The following is a 21250-nucleotide window of genomic DNA, read 5'->3' as shown; positions in this document are numbered from 1 at the left end:
TATGGTTTTTCGACCCGACACAATCGGTTGGTAAACGGACGGATTTTTGGCGGCCCGGCGATTAGCCTGAAAGCATGAGTGAATCAGTTCCTGCCCAGGCCTCTCGTCCCCCGGCGCTTTCGGCATCTTCGGCGAAACAGTTTCAACAATGCCCCCTGAAGTGGCGTTTCAAGTATGTCGACAAACTCCCTGAGCTGCAAAGCCCCGCAGCCCTGCGCGGTAGTTTAGTGCATAAGGTCCTGGAGGATATGTTTGATTTGCCGCCCGCCGACCGCCAAGCCCCCACGGTACGCGAAACCGTGGACAGCGCTTGGGAAAAGGTCACGGACGGAGCCTACAAACTTTCTGAAATCCTGGCCCAGACTTCCGAGGACGAATTGAAAGCTGCGGCCCGACAGCTTATTGATGCATATTTTTCCCTGGAAGATCCGCGCCGCCTGCGTCCCAGCGGCCGGGAGCTGGGGGTGGAAACAGTATTATCCAGCGGTTTAAGGCTGCGCGGTTTCATTGACCGGGTGGAACAGGCAGACAACGGGGACGTGCGCATTATCGATTACAAAACCGGCAAGGCTCCCGATATGCGCTTTACCGGGGAATATGTGTTTCAGATGCGAATGTATGCCCTGCTGTACCGGGAACAGTATCAGATCACCCCCAAACGCACCCAGCTGCTGTTCTTGGGAGGCAACCCCCAGGTGTTGACGTTTGACCCGACCGATGCCGATGTGAGCGAATTTGAAACTGAACTTAACGCGTTGTGGTCAGACATAGCCGCTCACCTGCAAGCGAAACGTTTTGAAACCCGGCAATCCCGGCTCTGCGACTGGTGCTACTTTCAAAACCTGTGTCCCGCTTTTGGGGGCACAGCCCCGGACCTGGACCCGGCGCAAGTGGAAAAAATTGCAGAAATCGGTCCCATCGCCGCGGGCTAGGCAGTTCGGAGCGCTTCCTCGGTTAGGCTGGAAACCATGGAAATGCGTCGTCTGGGAAATACCGGTATGCGGGTTTCAGCCTTGGGACTGGGAACCCTGACCTGGGGTCGAGATACCTTAGAGTCCGAAGCGGCCGCTCAGTTAGAGGCCTTTGTCGAGGCGGGAGGGAATCTGGTCGATACGTCCCCAACCTACGGAGACGGCCAGGCCGAGCAGGTGCTGGGCCGTATATTGAGTCACTCCGGTTCGACCGCAGCGGATGCTACCAGCGCGGACTCGTCCGGTTTTCCCCGTGAGGACCTGGTCATTGTGTCAAAAGCGGGGGTTTCACGGCGTCACGATGAGTCTTTCGTGGATGCCTCGCGCCACAACCTATTGAGCAGCCTGGACCGCACTTTGACCACCCTGGGCACAGATTACGTAGACTTGTGGCTGATTCAAGTCCCCGATCCGCAAACTGACTTTGACCTGGTGCTGGGCGCGTTGTGGTCGGCCTGGTCGAGCGGAAAAGCGCGGTACGTGGGACTGTCCAACCATGCAGGTTGGCAGTGCGCTTACGCGGCGGCGCGCTTGCGGGAAGGCACGGTCAACGTGCCGGGTTTGGCGGCAGTGGAAAATGAATACTCGCTGTTAAACCGGCAGGCTGAAGCCGAAGTTTTGCCCGCCGCCCAGTCGCTGGGATTCGGATTCTTGGGATGGTCGGCGTTAGGACGCGGGGTTTTGACCGGTAAATATCGCAACTCCCTGCCCCCGGATTCTCGCGGAGCCTCCCTTCACCTGCAGGGTTTTGTGCAGCCCTACCTGCAAGGACGTTACCGCAGCATTGTGGAATCGGTGGCGACCGCGGCGCAGGGCCTGGAGGTTTCTCCGCTGGCGGTATCGCTTGCTTGGGCTTTGCAAAAGCCCGGCGTCTCCAGCGCTATCGTTGGTGCGCGTAGCGCCGAGCAGTTCCACCAAATCTTGGGGGCACTAGGCACGAAAGTGCCGCGTCAGGTCATGTCGGCATTGGATGAAGTGTCTGACCCGCGCCTCCCGGCGGCCTAGTGCTTTTGCACCCTGCTCTCGCAGCGTGCCCTCTGAGAGGCGACACCGAGACAGACGAAATCAGTCCTCGCCGTGCAGGTCAAAGTTCTCTAAATCGCCTTCATCGAGATAATCGTTATCGTCGTCGTCATCGCCGTCGAAGTCATCGATGAGATCATCTTCATCATCGAGGTCATCTACGAAATCATCGTCGTTGTCATCATCATCATCATCGTAGTCATCGTCGTCTTCGTCTAAGATGTCGAAAGGCAACTCAACTCCGGTGGCGGTGAACAGCGCATCATCATAGGTAAAGAAGGCATCACGAAGTTTTTCTTCGGCGTTGCTCAGAACCGGCGAATCGTCCATCTCATTGTCCGCCACAGACGCCACTTCCAAATGCCGCTGCAGCGCGGCAATCAAATTATCTAACTCCGTGCGAGGATCTCTCATAGGGTCAATTCTAATCGGCACGACCAAAGTTTGCAGGGTATTCCGGGCGAAACCCGCGGCTTACCCCCGCGAACCTGAGCCAACCAATAACGCCAGCGCAGTGCCCTGGTGCGGGCTCACCATTCACCACGGTTGAGCCAAAAACGGCCTAAGGCAGGTGCAGCTGACCTCTGACCATCGTCACCATCAGGTCGGTGCCTTTGATTTCCGAGGTTTCGTCAGGACCTACGATTTGAGATTCACCGTTTGGACCGGTCAACTGGGATGCTCCGCCCTCGACCCCCAGCGGGAGGACAATCCACATCTTGCCAGGGGTATAGGTGGTGGTAGGGGCCTGCCCGGCGATTTCTGCCTTAATGTTTGCCACCACTACCCGCGCGTGCGCCCGGGCGGCATCAGCCCGTTTAGACTCGTGAACATCGGTAATGTCGCCGACTGCGTAAACGTGATTTTGCCCTCTGACCCGCAGGTATTCGTCCACCGCGACCTGCCCCTCGCTGTTGAGGGAATCACCGTAGTTTGCCCGCAGATAGCCCGAAGCCGTTTGGGCGCCGTAGCACAGGAACCACATGTCCGCGTCAATGCCGACTCCGGCCCCAGTCTCGACGTGGAAAGGAGCCAGCTCGCCGATGTCGGTCGGCGGCAAGTAAGCCAAAGGAGCGCCCAAAACCAGATGGACACCGGCTTGCTGCAACTCCGCGGTCAAAACGTTACGCAAGTCTTCGGCGTACTCGTTGGAACCCAAAATATGCGGGGAACGGTCCACCATGATGATTTCCATATCGGGGAAGTTCGTGAACAACTCGCCGGCGAATTCGATAGCGACAGTACCCGCACCAACCAACATGACCCGCTTCGCTTGAGACAGGTTACGCCGGGTTTCTTCCAGACGGCGTTTCGCCAACGATGCGGTCGGAATATTGTGTTTCGCCGGATAAGGGTAGGTCGTCCCCGTGGCTAAAACCAAATAGTCCGCCTCAATAGGGTCGTGATTTGCCAGGTGAACAGTAGTTCCCTCGACGCGAGTCGCTTCCCCGTGCACGACGCGGCCGTGCTTTAACAGGCGCGAGTAGGGCATGAATATGGTGTGGGTCCAAATATCGTCAACGGCGGCGCGCAAAGCCGCCGCGTGATGCACAAACTGGTCTTTTTGCTCCACCAAAGTTACTTCGGCGACATCATCCAAACCGCCGGCTACGGTGATTCCACCGTAACCGCCGCCGACTACAGTAACTCGAACCACACTACCTCCCGCTTCGGCTCACATAGAATTGACAAATTTCAAACAAAACGTCTTAATCCTAACCTAAAAGCCAGCTGGTACACCGGTTTCGGGTCAGATATTTCTCCCCGCGAAGCGTCGATGTCTATAGTTCCGCGGCTAGCGGGACCTGCAAAGCTCGGGCGATATTCGGGGGAAAGAATCCCTCCCCCTTCAAAACTTTGCCGTCCTCGCGATATATCGGTTTCCCATCGGGACCCAGCTTTGACATATTGGACGCCTGAACTTCCTGCAATACTGCCGGCAGGTTGATACCCGCTTCCAAAGCCATGCCGTAAACAACGTAGGCCAAATCCGCCAAAGCATCGGCGACCTCGACCGTATCGCGCTCCCCTTCATCGAGCTCGCTAATCCCGTCCATAACCCCGCGCAGCGCCGCATAGGCTTTTTGACCGTACAGGGCGCGCACCAGCTCGGAAGTTTCTTCTAAAATCAGCGACAAGCGCATATGCATCCGCTCATTTTCAATGTTTGGTCCTGTAGTCACCACCGGCAGACCGTAAACGTGATGAAATTGCCGCACGAGGGCTTCGGGGTCGCGTGGGTCAGGGGCTGGCAGTGTTGGTTCACTCATTTTTGTACTTCTTTCCCTAGTCCGAGGCGTTTCCCCGGTTACCTTGCTGTAATAGTTTCATAAGGGCGTTCCACGAGGTCGCCGGTTCCAGCGGGTCCCCCGGTAGCAACGTCGCCATGGCCCGGTCCTCCCGCTGGTTCTGATGTAAGCCAATACCGCGCAAGATACCGCCAAAACGGAATCCACAACGCCAGGCGACCCGGATAGACGCCAGATTGTCCGGGTGTGATTCCAAGGTCACGCATTGGAAACCCAACAGGTTGAACGCGGTGGTGACCGCCAGTTGCAGAGCCTCTTGCATCAGCCCGCGCCCCCGCCACTCGGGAGCCATCCAGTACCCGACATTGGCGGTCTTTTCCAACCCGACCCGCAAAGAAATCGTGCCCGCCACGTGGGGGGTTTGGGCATCATAAGTACGAATAATCCAGCTGGCTCCCCCCTCGTCCCATAACTGGGGGCAAAGTTCGTTTAAAAAGTTATCCGCGTGTTCCGGACCGAAAGGCACTGGGACCGTCGTAAAACGCTGAATTTCGGGATCTTGGCACGCTGCCGCGACTTCAGGGGAGTCCGCCGCCCGCGGCACATCCAAAGTCAGGAGGTCGCCGTAAACCGGAAACGGTCGATGTGCGCCGATTTCCCCCATTGCGGCGCTGGTAGAAACAGATTTGGCGATTCCTCGAACGAAAGGTGTTTCAGACATGCAACCTCCCGAACGAAAATACGACAAAGACCCGGATTTCCGGGTCTTGTGCGAGGAAAGGGACTTGAACCCTCACGACCGCAATTGGTCACAAGCACCTCAAGCTTGCGCGTCTACCATTCCGCCACCCTCGCTGGTGCCAAAGGCAAATCAAATTTAGCGGGTTTAGGCAACATTCTCAAAACGAAGTCCGCAACGGAAACGCACCCGTGCGAAACTTGGCGCAAAACCCCAGGATTGCCGGCTCAGAGAGCGAATTGAACTCAATCGGCTTCGGCGAACTGCCAAATCTCGACCATCGAAGCGGTCGGGGTCAGGAAAAAGGCATTCTCATCCACATCATCTTTGCCGGTTGCGCTGGCTTTCACCAACACGTAACCACTGGCTAACTTGATGCCAATCTGAGCTGGATCCGTCGCCGCTTCAGCGGAAAGCGTTCCATCAGGACGCATAAAACGAACCGTTTTTGCCGAACCGCGCATCACCTCAGCGACTTCGGCGTTACCCGAGTACACCCCAATGACAATCAAACCCGAACCCACCAGCGGGTCGCCGCGTACCAAGGACTTCGCCCGGACGGCGGAACGTTGGAAATAATTACGCCCTTCAACAATGTCATCATTCATAGCTTCATTGTTTCATGACCTTTCAGACCGCGCCGTAATTTCGGAAAAATTTACCGCGCGCCACCCCTCTGCTATCCCGCCGAAAGCGCTAGCCCAGAAGGCTACGCAACTGTTCCAGGGTGATTCCCGCGGACACGTCCCGGTTTTCTTGACCGGAGAGCACCGCCCCGATGAGGTCGCGTTTCTTTTCTTGCAGCTCCAAAACGCGCTGTTCGATAGTGTCGGCGGCGACCAGCCGATAGACGTTCACGAACCGTTTTTGACCCAGCCGGTGTGCCCGGTCGACAGCTTGGGCCTCCGCCGCCGGATTCCACCACGGATCGGTGAGAAACACGTAATCCGCCTCAGTGAGGTTCAAACCAAACCCACCGGCCTTCAACGAAATCAGGAACACTTCGACTGCCCCGTTTTGGAATCGTGCCACCTGCCGGTCGCGGTCCCGACTGGTGCCGTCTAGGTAGGCGTACTCAATTCCCGCCTCGTCCAGCCTTTCCCGCAGTATCGCCAGGAAGGAAGTGAACTGAGAAAACACCAGCGCCTGGTGGCGTTTCCGGGAAGACGAGCGGCCATCGTTGCGCAGACCCTCCAACGTTTGCAGCAGATACGTGACTTTCGCACCGTCCTCGTGCGCGTGATGGTCGATGAGCCGGGCGCTCAAAGCGAGTTGCCGCAGGCGGGTCAGCGCCGTAAGGATATTGATACGTGGAGAATTAGCGTTCGCCGCCTGGGCTCTGGCCGCCGTCAAATACTTGGCGTACCAGGTTCGCTGCACCGGCTCCAGGTCGATAGAGACTATCTGTTCGATCTTTTCGGGCAGTTCCTGGGCAACACTGTCTTTGGTGCGACGCAGCAGGAACGGTGCCACCCGATCCGAAAGCTCGGCAGCCGCCTCGCTGCGATCGCTGAGTGTCTCGGCGGCAAAACGGCGCGTAAATACCGGCAAGCTGGGCAGCACCGTAGGAACTGTCAGGGACATAATTGACCACAAGTCGGTGGCTGTATTCTCGATAGGTGTGCCGGTCAGGGCAAAAGCCCACTTCGCACGCAGACGCACCAAGGCTTTATGGGTGGCGGTGGAAGGGTTTTTCACAAACTGGGCTTCATCGAAAACTAGACCCGAGAAACTCTGAGTTTGCCAGAAATCTATGTCCATTCGCGCCAGCGTATAGGTGGTCAGCACCAGGTCGGCTTGCTGAACCTCGCGGGCGACCTGATTCCAGTCCGCGGCGGCTTTGCCCACGCTCGTCCTTTGGGTATATACCCGCAAGTCCGGGAACCATCGCGAGGCTTGTTCCTCCCACGTCCCCATCAAACTGGCCGGGACCACCACGAACACCGCTGCGGCGTCCGCGGGACTACCCACCAACTGCAGCTTTTGCCCGGCGATGACCGCCAGCATCTGCATAGTCTTGCCCAAGCCCATGTCATCAGCCAAGATGCCGCCCAAACCCGCCTCGGCCCGAGCCGTCATCCAACGGAAACCATCCTCTTGATACCCACGCCAAGTGCCTTGTGCCAACGCGGGAGTCGATACTTCGGGCGGATTCACCAGTAGATTGACGGCGTGTTCCCAATCGCCGGAAAAATGGCGCGTCGCGGCCATCGCATCCAATGCCGAAATCAGCCCGAAATTAGAAATCCCGACCGTAAAATCAGCGCTGCCGGAAAAATCGTTGAGCCCCAAATCGGTGAACTCGCGAATCAAGCGTTTCAGCTGTTGATTTTTCGCTGCATACAAATCCACCCAGTTACCCTCGGGAGTTTGCCACCAGCGCTCCACCCGCCCCAGAGCCGCCAGAAACTCTTTCGTATCCAAGTCCTCTTGGCCCAGGCGCAGTCCCAGGTTCAGCCCGTAACGCAGCCCCCAGCCACGCGGCTCACCCTCGGGAAACTCGCAAAAATCTGCCTCGAAGTCCGGGGCTGTGTCGTCAGACCGGAGCGTTCCTTCAGTGGGAGAAAGCGCCTGGTCAATCTGCAAATCGAGAGCGGGTCCGTCAGAGAAAATCTGAATGTGTTGCAGTTCGGGGGAAATGTTGACTTCAGCGCGTTCGGAAACGTTGATGGTATTGATGAACTCGCGAATCCGATCCAACTCAAAAATGGGAAATTTTTTCGTAAAGAACGTCTGAATTTCGGATTCATTCCATCCCCCCAGGGAGCCGACGCCCCGCATAGCTTCCTGAATTTCCGGATCGGGGGTGTCGGGGTCCAAAGCCACTTCTACCGCGGCGGTGGCGGAGCGGCGACGCACGGTCCAGCGGATTTCGACCAGTTTCGGGTTCATTTCGTTCAGTCGCAGCAATCCGCACAATCGGGGAGGACCAAAAGCGTGTTCCTGGTTCAGATGCATGGAATCACGGGACAGCACTCCCAGCTCCCCCAGGCGTTTGGCGTAGTTGGCCCAAAATTCGTTGGCTTGTGCAGCCGGGATTTCCCATCGAACCTGAGCCGCGGCCAGAGTGTTTAGTTCCTCGTTCACACCAGCTTTTAAGCCGGCACACGCCACGAATCGACCGTGCAGGGCGTCCAGTTGCGGCCCGAGAGGCTGGCAGACGGCTTCTGTGTTTTCGGGCGCTTCTGAGGGCTCGCCAGCACTCGCAGTTTCGGTGCCGGCCGCCACCGTAACCGAGCCGTCCTCGTGCTGGGTAATGACCAAGACAGTTTGGGGGTCGGGAGCCACGGGACGCAACACGGTGGTGCGAGTAGTGTCAGAAAACACGCTAACTCCGCTGGTGATGCACTTTTCCAGGAGGTCCAGACCGGTAGCGTCCAGGTGGCTTAACTTCACAAGTTGTGCTCGGGCACTGTGTTCAAAAAGGTGGCGCATCGCGGCGAGTTGCGTCGCGTTCAGCCCCTTGGTGACCGAGGCCCAGCGTGAGGTCAGGTCACGCCAAGTGGCGCGCTTTTCTGACCAGTCTCCGGACGGGTTGATACGCAGGGGAACTAAGGTTTCTCCCTCAATCTGGATGGCCAAAGGTTGGTTCGTAACATCAACCTCGCCAGCGTTGAGCAAGCTGCCGAGCCCCCCGCGCCAATCCATTTCGTAAGCCATTCTGTCCATTTTACAGGTTTCAGCGCCGGATTTTCCGTTGCAGCGAAAAACCTCCCTAGAATAGGGACGTTATGTTGCACGTGATTTTCTTTCAACCTCGCATTGCCGGGAATACCGGTGCCGCGATTCGCCTGGCTGCCTGTACCGGCGCTACCCTGCACGTGGTCGAACCGACCGTGTTTGACCTGGATAACGACACCAAGTTGAAACGGGCAGGACTGGACTATCACGACCTGGCGCACCTGGAGCGTCACCCCAATTTGGACGACTGCTTAGCGCACGTGCCCGGAAACATTTACGCCTTTACCGGCCACACGGACCTCCTGCTGCCCCAGATTCAGTTCCAGGACGGGGACGGCCTCATGTTTGGCCCCGAAGATACCGGGCTGCCGGTTGAAGTCATGGACGACCCGCGGGTCACCAGTCGGGTTCGCATTCCCATGCTGGAGGGGCGCCGCTCCTTGAACCTTTCGATTTCAGCGGCCATTGGGCTCTATTACGCCTGGGGTCAGCTCGGCTACACCGGCGGTATGTAGCTTCATTTTTCCTGGTCACAAGTCACGATTTCCCGGTTTTCCGTGTGCCTGCGCGGTTTTCCCGTTTTCTCATGTTAATCTCGAGGAAAAGAGGGAGCGCGTGTGATTAAGTACCTGGGTTCAAAACGCACTTTGGTGCCGGCATTGGCACAGATTGCGGACCTGTCAGGCGCACGCACCGCCCTTGACGCCTTTACCGGAACGACCCGGGTCGCCCAGGCATTTAAAGCTCTCGGGATTACCACCGCCGCCAACGATGTGGCCAGCTATTCCCGGGTACTCTCGGATTGCTATATCGCCACCGACAAACGTCAGGTAAACGACCGCGAGCTACGAACTCTCTTGTGCGACCTAGAAGCCACCCCTGGAGAGCCGGGCTACTTCACGGAAACGTTTTGCGAAAAGTCTCGGTTCTTTCAACCGCGGAACGGGGCGCGCATCGATGCAATCCGCAATCGGATTGAGGCGGAATTTGCCGCCGACCCCCGCTACCCTATCCTGCTGACCTCCCTGATGGAGGCGGCAGACCGGGTAGATTCCACGACCGGGCTGCAGATGGCGTACCTGAAACAGTGGGCTCCGCGCGCGTACAATGACCTGGAACTGCGAGTGCCCGAGCTTTTGGACGGTACTGGCACCACCTACCAACGCGACACGAACGCACTCATCGCCGACCCCGCGACCCCGCGTTTTGACCTGGTTTACCTCGATCCGCCCTATAACCAGCATCGTTACTTTACGAACTATCACATTTGGGAGACGCTGATTCGCTGGGATTGCCCCGAGGCTTACGGCGTGGCGCAAAAGCGGGTGGACGCTCGGGATTCTGCCACGCATTCGGCGTATAACCGGAAACGCGAGATGCCCCAGGCTCTGCAAAGCCTGATTGCGCAGGTCGACACGGACACGCTGATGCTGTCCTATAACAATGAATCTTGGATTGATTTTGACACCCTGTTTGACGCGGTGGCGGCTGGTTTTGAGGACTGCGTAGCGCTGGCTTTTGACTATAAACGCTACGTGGGTGCCCAAATCGGCATCTATAACCCGGAGGGAACCAAGGTCGGTAAAGTCACCCACCTGCGGAATCTGGAATACCTATTCGTCGGGTGCACCGCACAGGTTGGCGCGCGTATCCGCGCCGCTTTCCACGTCCCCAATACCCCGGATGCGCCCTCAGAACCGCGCCTCCTCGCCCAAGTGGGCTAGCTCCGCGGGGTTTCCGTCAGCCCGCATATTCGGGTGGAAACCCTGTACGCTGCGAAACGTTATCTTATAAACTGTAGCAGTAAATGGGCATTAGTCTGTGGACAGTTCTAGGCAAAACAGTCCGCTCCCTTCCCAGTTACAGTCTTTCGCGGAGGATAGCCAGAGCAGCTCTAGGAAGGAAAGAAAAAATGAAAAAGACGATGATAGCGGTTGTAGCAACCGTTGCCCTTATGCTCACAGGTTGTGCTAGTACTGATATACCTAAAACAAAAGCTGCGGGTGATGGACCAAAACCAACAGCTACAATGGAGCGACCCGATAAGTTGGCTCCAAAGAGTTTGGTTCCGAGTCCTGACAAACCTTTGGAGATTGGGGAAATGCAACAGCTCCCTGTTGATGAAACAGGATTAGTTCGTGCAGACTTAGTTGTTCCCGACCGCTGGAAAGACTATGTTTCTATTACCGACATTTTGGGCGAAAAAGAGGCTCAGAAGTTGGTTGATGACGCGGTAGATACCGCCCGAATCCCTGTAGCTTCCCTTTATGATAACTGGGATATAGTTTACTTACGCACTTTCCCTGCAAACATGGTTATGGTTCCAAAGAGTGAAAATATTTCTGCTAATGAAATCCGAGAGCGTCTCATTCCCGCATGGAAAGAGTACTTGACCCGCAAAGAGGTTATGAGCGAATTTCGTTCTAGTATGCCTCGCACAGCTTCTTTTGAAGAACACCTCAAGGCTTTCAAAACCATTTGGAAACCGGAAGGCGAAGCTTTAGCCATGATTAATGACATTGAATCCGGAAAGGTCGAAAATCCGTTTACTTATGCTAGAAAGTGGTTTTCAGATGGAGATAAACCAGATGCTACCGAGCTTAATAAAAAATTACTGGAAACCTTTATGCAGATGGGGCATATGGTTCCGGTTTTGACTGATGAGTACGCTTCTACCGGGGCTTGCGGAATTAATGTTGAAAAACCAAAACCCGACTGCCAGTTCTTAGAATCGACACTATTTGTCAATAAGCCTACCATTCTTTTTAGTAGCCACCCTGGCTATCCTGACGGGGTAACTATCGGTAGCATGACTCCGAATCTTTGGACTGATAGTGACGGCGGGATTTCGTTTTTGCAAGAGACGTATCCAGTTACTCTAACCCCCCAGGAAGTAAATGGAAAAACTCGTTGGGTTTTTGACAAAATTAAAAATACCGATAATGACAAAACGGTAACTTTGCCTGACGGAGGTTCTCATATTCTGGTAGACGGATTCTACTAAACCGTTATTTTTGTAGTGGATACACAAGAAAAGCCCGTGGAGAATTTAATACGCTCTGCGGGCACCTTGGCACCCATCTGCGAACCGGACACGCACCGCCACTACCATGACAGTTAGAACCGAAATACCTGACTCTTAAGCCCCGTATTCTGTTACTTTTTCGTCTTTTCGTGATACAGGGGGTTGGCTTACTCTTTGGGGAGCAAAACGATTCCGTCCATGTCGGCGTGCAAGATGTCTCCGGGGCGCCACGTGATGCCCCCGAAGTTTAGCTCCACATCGGTTTCACCCACGCTGTCTTTGGCGGATTTACGAGGGGTAGTGCCCAGCGCTTTCATGCCCAGAGCCAGACCGCGAATCGTTGCCGAGTCGCGAATCGCCCCGTTGATGACGACCCCAGCCCAACCGTTCTTTACCGCGGCACCCGCAATCATGTCACCGCACAAGGCCGTGTGCAGGTCGCCTTCTCCGTCAACGACCAGGACCCGACCCTCCCCCGGGGAGTTCAGCGTGGCTTTCACCAGGCCGTTGTCCAGGTGGCAGTGGATTGTTGTAATCTGGCCGGCGAAAGCCTTGTGCCCACCAAAGTTAGCCATCTGAATATCACAAACCCGCAGCTGGTCACCGTATTCGTCATACAAATCCGTGGTTGCGAGGGGGGCTATCATGTTTTGTTTCATTGTCGTTTCCTTTCCGAAACACCACTGCATACCGCAAGAATGGTACGAATACACCGGTCTCGGGGCGCTGGCGTCACCAGTCTAACGAATTTCTCGAACTTACCGAGGAGGTAAACCGACCCCCAGGAATTTGGCGACTTCACGGGTCTCCGGGTGGGTTTTCAGCTCATCTAATGTACCGGTTTGACGAATCTCCCCAGCAAGCATGATCCCCACGCGATCCGCCACCAGGGCGGCCTCTGCCTGATCGTGGGTGACGTAAACGGCGGTGATGTGGCTGCGTTTCACAATGTCGCGGATTTCGGCGGCTAACTCGTACTTCAACTGTTCGTCAAGGGCGGAAAGCGGCTCATCGAGTAGCAGCAGTTTTGGCCTGGCCGCTAGGGCACGAGCGAGAGCGACTCGCCCGGCCTGCCCTCCCGAAAGCGTGTCGACACGGCGCTTTTCCATGCCCTCCAGCCGCACCAACTGCAGCATTTCGGCCACCGTGGCGGCTATTTCCGTTTTGCAAGGGCGTGGGCGGCGCAGTTCCAGGGCGTAGCCGACGTTGCGTTCCACGTTGCGGTTGGCAAACAGCTGGCCGTCTTGGAACAGCATCGCGAATCCGCGCCTATGGGTGGGAATGGGCTCCTGGTTGACGCCGTCCCAGGTCAAAGTGCCGGAATCGGCCGGCAGCAATCCCGCCACAACCTGCAGCAGGGTCGACTTTCCACAGCCGGACGGCCCCAGCAGCACCATAATTTCGCCCCGGTTCACGTCCAGGTTCACGGCCTGCAAAACCGGCATGGGAGCCTCACCGCGTCGGTTTGGCGGGTAGGAAAAGGTCACTTGCCGCAGGCACAAGCCCGGTTGGGAGGTTTCTTCACTCACGTCCTTGTTCTCCTTTTCTTAGGCAGTCCCCACTGCGGGTCTCGCGTTGCAGCGGCAAAACCGTTTTCTGCCACGAACATGACCAATGCACACGTCAGCGCCAGCACCACGCACGCGGCGGCGCTCGCCCCTTGTGCCTGCGCGGACGGACGCGAACTCAAAGCAAAAATCGCCACCGGCAGTGTCGGCTCCAGCGGCCTGGCCAGGAAACTGGTCGCCCCAAACTCCCCCAGAGAAATCGCGAAAGCGAAACCGGCCCCGACCCCACTGACCCGCGCCAAAACGGGCAGCTCCACCGTGACGAAAGACTGCAGACGGTTCGCCCCCAAAGTCGCGGCCGCCTCGCGCAGATGCGGATTGATGGCTCGCAAGGTCGGCAGGACCGAACGCAGCACCAGCGGCACCGCCACCACCGCTTGTGCGGCCGCCAGAAACGCCGCGTTAGCGGGCAGAGAAAGCGGCGGAGCCTGCAAAGTTATCAGCATTCCGAAACCCACCGTAACCGCGCTAACGCCTTGGGGAGAGGAAAACAGCATATCGAACAGTTCCTGTGCCCCGCGCCACCGCGAGTTCGGCGGTACTCGGCGGGACACGACCAGCGCCACCGACAACCCCATGACCAGGGAAATCACGCAGGACAGCAACGCCACCTGCAGGGAATACTCCCACGCTGCCCAAGCCGTGCCCGGCAGCTGCGCCACAATCCCCGGATGGCCCAAGGCTCGATAGTTCGCCAGCGTCCAGCGACCCGCCAAACGCAGCGAAGCCACCACCATGAAAATCAGCGGCATCGCCACCAACAGAATTCCAAAACCGGTCAAGACCAGCGCGAAAATATCCTCGCGGCGCACCCGCCGGGGCGGCACGGTGCGCAGCGCCCCCGCGCGTTCAAAACGCGCCCGGGCCACCCCATTAATACCCAGAGCCGCCAACACGATGAGAATCTGCAGGATAGACAAAACCGCGGCTCCCGAAAGATTGAGGTAACTGGCGGTTTCCAAGTAAATCTCGACTTCCAACGTCGTGATTTTTACCCCACCCAGCACTCGAATCAGGCCGTAAGACGTAATGCAATAGAGGAACACCAGGGAGGCCGCGGCAAAAATCGCCGGCCCCAGCCGGGGCAGGGTCACGGTCAAGAACGCCCGGGCCGGACTGGCTCCGAGCGCCCGCGCGGCTTGTGCGGGACGCGGATCCAAACGCATCCAAGCGTTACCAACGATCCTCGCGACCAGGGAAAAGTTAAAAAACACCATCGCCAAGATAATCGCGGCACGGCTCTCGGACAGACCCAGGAAACCCAGGGGAGCCCCCGGCCCTAACAAATTCTGGAACGCCACCCCGACCACTACGGAGGGCAACACGAAAGGCACCCCGGTGAGGGTGCGCCACACTCGACGCCCCGGAATCCGCAGCCCGTAAAGCACCCAAGCCCCGGCGACACCTAGGAAAACTGAAAATATGGTCCCCAGCAAACCCATCTCCAAGGTCCAAAACAGGGTCGTCCAGGTCCGGGTTCGACCGAGCATTTCGCGCAAAGCCCCGCCAAAGCCAGCACTCCCGCCGGAGCCCAGGCCAGCCGCCGTACCACTCAACCCCATGCCGATAATACGCAGGGTCGGCCACAGAAAAAACAGCCCCAGGAAAGCCAGCGGCAGGAAAACCATCACCGCTAGAGCCACCCTGGGGGCTGTCTTTTCCATTTATCGCCTTTCGAACGCTCGGGACGACTAGCCCATGATTTCAGCCCAGGAACGCACCCAGGCTTCGCGGTTCTTAACCACGTCGGATTCCTTCAGGATGGCCGCCTGACCCGACGGGGCGCCGAACTTAGCCAACGGTTCCGGCAGCTGCACCGAATCCAGCACCGGGTACATATAGTTGTTCTCGGTCAGGTCCTTTTGCGCCGTTTCCTCGGTCAGGAACTGGACCAACGCCGCAGCACCCGCCGGATTCTTGGCACCTTTCAGCACCCCAGCGTATTCAATCTGCTGGTAACAAGTCGCCGGCACGTTGCCAATGGTGGAAACGCTACCGTCATCGCTGACCGCCCAAGCCGGGGAGGAAGCGTAGGACACCATGATGGGGTAAGCCGCACTGCCGTTGTCATTAGAACCCGCCGTAAAGTCAACGTTGAATGCATCGTCCCATGAGCTCACGGCCTTGACCCCGTTCTCTTTCAGGGACTTCCAGTAGTCCATCCACCCGTTTTCGCCCTTGGCGTTGATGGTGGACAGCAGGAAAGCCAGGCCCGGCGTGGACGTGCGGGGATCCTCTACCACGGTGAGATTCTTGTATTCAGGTTTCGCCAGGTCATCAAAAGTCGCGGGGGGCTGCTGGCCTTTCTTTTGGAAGTAGGCGACATCGTAGTTAACGCAAACCTCGCCGCGGTCCACAGGCACTAATTGCTTCGAATCCCCGCGCAGTTTTTGCACGCTGGGAGCGAGTTTCCCGGTGAAATCAGCCAGGGCTCCGGCATCAACGGCGGCCTGAGCGGTGTTGTTATCAAACCCGAACACGGCATCGCCCAACGGCGCATCCTTGGTCAAAATCAGCTTATTAGTCAGCTCTACCCCATCGCCGTTCTTAACCACCTTTAACTGGTAACCCGTTTTGTCGGTAAAGGCGGCGGCGGTTTCATCGCTCAGGGGAAATGAATCATAGGTCACCAGGGTTACCGTGCCGCTGGACGTGCCTTTGTCAGTTCCCGGGGTGGTGGTGGCGCTGTCGACCGGACGCGAATCGCTGCAACCCGCCACCAAAGCCGCGCACAACCCTGCTGCGGCCAACGCTGCCAAAGCCCGGGACGAGGCTGGTCCACGAGTAATAGAAAACATAACTGCCCTTTCTAAAATCAGTAAGAGCAGGGGAAAAGTTCACGTCCTGGGCGACGTAAACCGAGATTTACTCGACTTCCTCGGCAACATTACTTGCCTGGTGCGAGGGTCTGCCCGCTTCATGCAACGCAAAAAGCCACGGCACTCTCAGCGAATTTCGCTCCCCTGTCGTGCCTCTAAGTATATGCCATCGCCAGACAAAATCTGTGGGCGCGCCGATTTGGCGGACACCTGGGCGAAAGGTAAAAATAGAAAGGTAAAAATGTATAAATTTTTTGCAGGAGGTTCCGGCATGTTTAATGATTCGCAGTCAGTAATTAATTTTGTGAAAGAAAAAAACATTCGTTTTATCGACGTGCGCTTTTCCGACCTTTACGGAACTATGCAGCACCTCACCATCCCCACAAATATGTTGGAGGAAACACTCACTGACGGGATGATGTTTGACGGGTCGTCCATCAATGGTTTCACCGCGATTCATGAATCCGATATGAAGCTGATTCCCGACCCCACCGCGGCTTTCGTCGATCCGTTCCGCCGGGAACCGACCCTGGTGCTGTATTCCTCTATCGTGGATCCCTTTACGAACGAACCATTTTCCCGCGATCCGCGCGGCGTGACCCAAAAGGCGGAAGCCTACCTGAAGTCCACCGGCATCGCCGACACAGCATACCTGGCTCCCGAACCGGAGTTTTACCTTTTCGATTCCATCCAGTTCCGCACCGATCCGCACGATACTTTCGTAAAAATTGGTTCGCAGGAATCGCCGGTGACCTCGGGCGATTGGGAGGACGGGCACAACTTGGGCAACAAGATGCCATTCCAAGCCGGCTACGTCCCCGTCCCCCCGATGGATGCCACGGCCGACGACCGGGATGCCATTGTGCGTGCCTTGCAAGAGACTGGTTTTGAAATCGAACGAGCTCATCATGAAGTCGGGGCTTCGGGTCAACAGGAAATCAACTACACCTATTCCACGCTGCTGCACGCTGCGGACAATCTCACAGTGTTCAAATACATTGTGAAAAACAAGGCTATCGAACTGGGCAAGACCGTAACTTTCATGCCCAAGCCGCTGTGGGGTCAGGCCGGTTCGGGAATGCACTGCCACGTGTCTCTGTGGAAAGACGGCAATCCCCTGTTCTACGGTGAAAACGGCTATGGCGGCCTGTCTGACCTGGCTCGTTGGTTTATCGGCGGGTTGCTGCGTCACGCGGCCGCGATTCTGCCGTTTACGAACCCGTCCATTAACTCTTTCCGCCGCCTGGTGCCGGGCTTTGAAGCCCCGGTGAACCTGGTGTATTCGGCGCGTAACCGGTCGGCTTGCATTCGCATTCCGGTCACCGGGACTTCCCCGAAGGCGAAACGTGTCGAGTACCGCGTGCCCGATCCTTCGGCGAACCCCTACCTGGCTTTCCCCGCGATTCTGATGGCGGGCCTGGACGGGATTCGCAATCGTATCGAGCCGGCCGAGCCTATCGACAAAGACCTTTACGAGCTGCCTCCTGAGGAGTACCGCGACATCGACAAGCTGCCGCCGTCGTTGGATTTGGCGTTGCGCGCCCTGGAGGAAGACTACGAGTTCCTCACCGAGGGCGACGTGTTCACGACTGACCTGTTAGAGACGTGGATTCGGCTGAAGCGCGAGAATGAAGTGCAAAAGTTGTTCGTGCATCCTCATCCGCTGGAGTTTGAACTGTACTACAACTGCTGATAGCTACGATTGGACGGAAGTCACAAGGGTTCTGCCGCACTTTCGCGTTGCCGTCACCTTTTTCCGGGTGGCGGCGGCGTCTTTTTACTCCCGGGTTTGCCCCGCATCAGCCACGGCCCTATCATCAGCATGATTCCAATGATGGCCGCGAAGCTCAGCGCGACAATTTCCTCTGGAACCACCCCGTCAACAAAAATTCGCATAACGACCAGGGTTATCACCAGCACCCCGCAGAAACTAATGAGGTTGCCGGCTGTGAGGTTGGCGATGCCCAGGTTCAGGTTCAGGCTCTGCTGCAGCCTGGCCCCAAATCCGCTGGCTGCCGCGACTTGGCTCATATACATCGGGTCCTCCGACACGCCACTCACGCTGGTGCCTAACTGACCGGCTTTCGGGGCTGGATCTTGGGGTGTCATCGGGGCTGGCAAAGCGGGTGCCGGGTTGGCGTCGGAGGCTACGGCGGCGTTGCGTGCCTGGTTCTGGGAATGCGCTGCCGCAGTTTTTCCTTCACTAGCGGTTGAAGTAAGTGCCTGAGTGACGGCTTGCTGTGCGTTGGCTTGGGCCGCGTTGGCCTGACGCACCGCCGCTTCGGGCAATGCGGCCGGAACCGCCGGCCCACCGGGAGCGCTAGCGGGAGTACCGGCCGGGGTTGCCGGGGCAGGAGCAGCCTGAGTCTGGGCTCCTTCCGCCCGCAGGGTGGCCGCGCCGGCAGCTGTCTGCGTGGCGGTTTGGGCGGCAGCCTGCTGTGGAGCTGCCGACTGGGTTGTAGTGGCTGGGGCGGGATTCGCATTGGCCGCAGTATTTGCCAGGGTGGGCAGGGCCGATTGGGCGGCAGTGCCCACCGCAGCTGTACCCGGATTCGCAGCTCCCGTCGCGGGTGCGGGGTTCGCGGTGGTTGCGGACCCGCTATTTTGAGCCGCGGCATAAAGGTTCGCCCCCTGTCCGGGAGGAATAATCTGGGCTCGGCCTAATGACGTTTGTACCGTGCCGGGAGACACGGTGGATTGGGAAAAGGTTTGCAGCATTCGTGCCAAGGAATTCGGATTCGCCCCACTCTTTTGAGTGGCGGCTTGCCCGGCGGCGTTTTGCCAGGCGCTGCGGGAGTTTTGCAGCGCGGAGTCGAGGTTGGTGCTGGAAGTTCCGGTGTTGGGCAGCAGCTGGGTTGCCGGAGAAGCGTTGGATTGGGCAGATGCCGGATTAGGTTTTCCGGTAGCGGCCTCGGAAGTATTTTGAGCCGAAGCCAGCCCCGCCACCACATTGGCGATGGCGGCCGAGTTTTGTGGCATCGGCAGTCCAGTTGCACTCAGATTTTGCTGGGCCGCCGCTCCCATGTTGGCTGCCGCGTTGTTGACCGCAGCTTGCGCGTTTTGTGCGGCGGTAGCGGCGTTTTGGGCGGCATTAGCCACATTGGCAGCGTTGGCAACCCCCGGATTTCCCAGCGGAAAGGAGGGCCCGACCGCAGGTATACTCATGGACGCTCCCCCTCTCAATGAAATCTATCTGGCAAATTTCACCCACCGAATGGATATCTCTCACATCGGCACTCCTGGTTTCATTATGAGACTCCGCAGTCACAAAGTCCATAATCTCAGCGGGTTTGAGCCAAATGCTCTGTCCAATCTTTCGACCCATTTTGCGGTATGTTAAACCTATTGATTCAGGAGGATCTGTTGACCACGAATTATTACGCCACCCCCGCCCAAATTAGCTTGGAATCTAACGATTCCATACCCGCGCTGTTTTTCACCCGGGCACGCCGCACTCCCCAGGCTGTCGTGATGATGCGACCCCAGCCGTTCGGTAACGGTTGGGAAGAAATCACCGCTTCCACCTTTGCTAACCAGATTATCGATGTGGCACGCGGCTTCATCGGCATGGGCTTAGAGGCCGGGGACTGCATCGGCATTATGGCAGGCACCTCATACGACTGGGTTTTATTGGATTATGCTGCCCAGTCTGCTGGCCTGACCGTGGTTCCCATCTATGAAACCGATTCGGCGGCCCAGGTGGACTGGATTTTGGAGGATACCGGGGCCCGGTTTGTCATTACCGAAACCGCGACCCAGACCCGTTTGGTGGAGTCCACTGGACGGGTTGTGGATTGCGGCGTGGCCGCCATCCAGGACGGGGCGCTGGACCAGATTCGTCTCAAGGGGACCAATATTCGTAAACAGGAGGTTCGGGAACGTCTGTCCGCAGTCAACCTCGATTCGCTGCTCTCCATCGTCTATACCTCCGGAACGACGGGAAAACCGAAAGGTGTGGAGCTGACCCAGCGCAACTTTGTCTATATGGCTCTGATGATTGGGGACAGTCTGCCTGAGGTTATCGACAGCAAAAAGACCCGTCTGCTGCTGTTTTTACCGCTGGCTCACGTGTTTGCCCGTTTCAGTTCCTACACGGTGCTCTCGGGGCGCGGCGTGCTGGGCTGCGTACCAAATGTGAAAAACCTGCTGAATGACCTGCAGTCGTTCCGTCCCACCAGCATGATTGTGGTTCCACGGGTTCTGGAAAAAATTTATACCGCTGCTCAGGTCAAGTCTGGCCGAGGCCTGAAACACACGATTTTCAGCTGGGCGGTGGCGCAAGCCATTCATTACTCGGAAGCATTAGAGGATTCAAACCGCAAATTTGTCGGATTCCGCTTGCATCGTTCCCACGCGATTGCAGATAAACTGCTGTTTTCTAAACTCCTGGAGCTGATGGGCGGGGACTGCCGGTGGGTCATCAGCGGCGGTGCCCCCCTGGGCGCGCGCCTGGGTCATTTTTTCCACGGCGTGGGTCTGACGGTCATAGAAGGCTGGGGGTTAACGGAAACCGCCGGTCCGGTTACCGGAAACCTTCCCGGCAATATCCGCATGGGCACCGTGGGACGTCCGCTGCCCGGTGTGGAACTAAAAATTGATAGCAGCGGGGAAATATTTGTCCGTTCCGACCTGGTGATGCGCGGCTACCGCAACAACCCTGAGGCGACCCGCGAAGTTCTGGACCCAGACGGATGGTTCGCCAGCGGAGACTTGGGCGAAATCGACGACGATGGATTCCTCAGCATTACCGGACGGAAGAAGGAACTTATCGTCACCGCCTCGGGAAAGAATGTCTCTCCGGCTCCGTTGGAGGACTCGTTCCGCGGTCATCCCCTGGTTTCCAACGTGGTCGTCATCGGGGACAAGAAGCCGTTTGTGTCGGCTTTGGTGACTTTGGACCGGGAAATGCTGCCCACGTGGCTGGCCAATCACAAACTTCCCGCCATGGATCCGGCAACTGCCGCTATTCACCCCGCTGTTCAAGAATCTCTGATGAAAGGCGCCCAGAGAGCCTCTGCCAGTGTCTCTAGAGCCGAATCTATCCGCAAAGTTCGGGTTATTATTGGCGACTTCACCGTGGATAACGGCCTGTTGACGCCTTCCTTAAAAGTACGCCGGGAACTGGTCATTCAAAAATACGCCAAGGAAATCGAAGCCATCTACGCGAAATAAACT

The 21250-nt window shown here is 57.3% G+C and carries 18 protein-coding genes and 1 tRNA gene; 7 read left to right on the top strand and 12 right to left on the bottom strand.

The genetic code is table 11. From position 1 onward, the window contains the following. Positions 1-74 precede the first annotated feature (74 nt). Entirely contained in the window at positions 75-932 is an 858-nt protein-coding gene (locus Q0V70_RS02660; protein ID WP_297588080.1) for a PD-(D/E)XK nuclease family protein, read from the top strand. A 36-nt stretch (positions 933-968) separates the two neighbouring features. Beyond that, a complete protein-coding gene (locus Q0V70_RS02655) occupies positions 969-1976 on the top strand; it encodes an aldo/keto reductase (protein WP_297588077.1) in 1008 nt (335 codons plus the stop codon). 60 nt (positions 1977-2036) lie between these two features. On the opposite strand, the gene Q0V70_RS02650 is transcribed toward Q0V70_RS02655, so the two are convergent. From Q0V70_RS02650 to Q0V70_RS02625, 7 genes are all read right to left on the bottom strand, one after another. Beyond that, the gene (locus Q0V70_RS02650; RefSeq protein WP_297588074.1) at positions 2037-2408 is read right to left on the bottom strand and encodes a DNA primase; all 372 of its coding nucleotides are present in this window, start codon (positions 2406-2408) and stop codon (positions 2037-2039) included. Positions 2409-2556: 148 nt separating this feature from the next. Next, on the bottom strand, positions 2557-3651 hold the full coding sequence (locus tag Q0V70_RS02645; RefSeq protein WP_297588071.1) for an FAD-dependent oxidoreductase: 1095 nt from the start codon (positions 3649-3651) through the stop codon (positions 2557-2559). 124 nt (positions 3652-3775) lie between these two features. Then, complete coding sequence (locus Q0V70_RS09645; protein ID WP_307741553.1) at positions 3776-4264, bottom strand: nucleoside triphosphate pyrophosphohydrolase family protein; 489 nt, start codon at positions 4262-4264, stop codon at positions 3776-3778. A 16-nt stretch (positions 4265-4280) separates the two neighbouring features. Then, a complete protein-coding gene (locus Q0V70_RS09640; RefSeq protein ID WP_307741552.1) occupies positions 4281-4964 on the bottom strand; it encodes a GNAT family N-acetyltransferase in 684 nt (227 codons plus the stop codon). A gap of 49 nt (positions 4965-5013) precedes the next feature. After that, a tRNA-Leu gene (locus Q0V70_RS02635) sits at positions 5014-5098 on the bottom strand. Between the two features lie 129 nt (positions 5099-5227). Beyond that, entirely contained in the window at positions 5228-5590 is a 363-nt protein-coding gene (locus Q0V70_RS02630; protein WP_282921536.1) for a hypothetical protein, read from the bottom strand. 88 nt (positions 5591-5678) lie between these two features. Beyond that, positions 5679-8642 (bottom strand): DEAD/DEAH box helicase, encoded by a 2964-nt coding sequence (locus Q0V70_RS02625; protein ID WP_297588069.1) that lies wholly within the window; start codon positions 8640-8642, stop codon positions 5679-5681. A 71-nt stretch (positions 8643-8713) separates the two neighbouring features. On the opposite strand from Q0V70_RS02625, the gene Q0V70_RS02620 reads away from it, so the two are divergent. From Q0V70_RS02620 to Q0V70_RS02610, 3 genes are all read left to right on the top strand, one after another. Continuing rightward, positions 8714-9178: a tRNA (cytidine(34)-2'-O)-methyltransferase gene (locus tag Q0V70_RS02620; RefSeq protein WP_297588067.1), complete on the top strand. Its 465-nt coding sequence runs from the start codon at positions 8714-8716 to the stop codon at positions 9176-9178. 102 nt (positions 9179-9280) lie between these two features. Next, on the top strand, positions 9281-10387 hold the full coding sequence (locus tag Q0V70_RS02615; protein ID WP_297588064.1) for a DNA adenine methylase: 1107 nt from the start codon (positions 9281-9283) through the stop codon (positions 10385-10387). Between the two features lie 188 nt (positions 10388-10575). After that, on the top strand, positions 10576-11667 hold the full coding sequence (locus Q0V70_RS02610) for a hypothetical protein (RefSeq protein ID WP_297588062.1): 1092 nt from the start codon (positions 10576-10578) through the stop codon (positions 11665-11667). Positions 11668-11855: 188 nt separating this feature from the next. Here Q0V70_RS02610 and rraA read toward each other — a convergent pair whose 3' ends face one another. From rraA to Q0V70_RS02590, 4 genes are all read right to left on the bottom strand, one after another. Next, positions 11856-12347: a ribonuclease E activity regulator RraA gene (gene rraA, locus Q0V70_RS02605; RefSeq protein ID WP_297588060.1), complete on the bottom strand. Its 492-nt coding sequence runs from the start codon at positions 12345-12347 to the stop codon at positions 11856-11858. A gap of 99 nt (positions 12348-12446) precedes the next feature. After that, positions 12447-13217, bottom strand: a complete 771-nt coding sequence (locus Q0V70_RS02600; protein WP_297588058.1) for an ABC transporter ATP-binding protein — start codon at positions 13215-13217, stop codon at positions 12447-12449. After that, positions 13214-14920 carry an iron ABC transporter permease gene (locus tag Q0V70_RS02595; RefSeq protein WP_297588056.1) on the bottom strand — a complete coding sequence of 569 codons (1707 nt, stop codon included), beginning with the start codon at positions 14918-14920 and terminating at the stop codon, positions 13214-13216. Before Q0V70_RS02595 ends, Q0V70_RS02600 begins: the two co-directional genes overlap by 4 nt. Positions 14921-14947: 27 nt before the next feature. Continuing rightward, the gene (locus Q0V70_RS02590) at positions 14948-16054 is read right to left on the bottom strand and encodes a thiamine ABC transporter substrate binding subunit (protein WP_297588054.1); all 1107 of its coding nucleotides are present in this window, start codon (positions 16052-16054) and stop codon (positions 14948-14950) included. A 292-nt stretch (positions 16055-16346) separates the two neighbouring features. On the opposite strand from Q0V70_RS02590, the gene glnA reads away from it, so the two are divergent. After that, positions 16347-17768 carry a type I glutamate--ammonia ligase gene (gene glnA, locus Q0V70_RS02585; RefSeq protein WP_297588606.1) on the top strand — a complete coding sequence of 474 codons (1422 nt, stop codon included), beginning with the start codon at positions 16347-16349 and terminating at the stop codon, positions 17766-17768. A gap of 53 nt (positions 17769-17821) precedes the next feature. Here glnA and Q0V70_RS02580 read toward each other — a convergent pair whose 3' ends face one another. Further along, the gene (locus Q0V70_RS02580; protein WP_297588052.1) at positions 17822-19240 is read right to left on the bottom strand and encodes a hypothetical protein; all 1419 of its coding nucleotides are present in this window, start codon (positions 19238-19240) and stop codon (positions 17822-17824) included. Between the two features lie 198 nt (positions 19241-19438). Between Q0V70_RS02580 and Q0V70_RS02575 the strand changes: the two genes are divergently transcribed. Next, positions 19439-21247, top strand: coding sequence for a long-chain fatty acid--CoA ligase (locus Q0V70_RS02575; protein WP_297588049.1), 1809 nt, complete (start codon positions 19439-19441; stop codon positions 21245-21247). The last annotated feature ends 3 nt before the right edge of the window (positions 21248-21250 follow it).

The sequence above is a fragment of the uncultured Mobiluncus sp. genome (genome assembly GCF_947087965.1).
GTDB lineage: Bacteria > Actinomycetota > Actinomycetes > Actinomycetales > Actinomycetaceae > Mobiluncus.
This window is presented reverse-complemented; position numbering and strand designations above follow the sequence as displayed.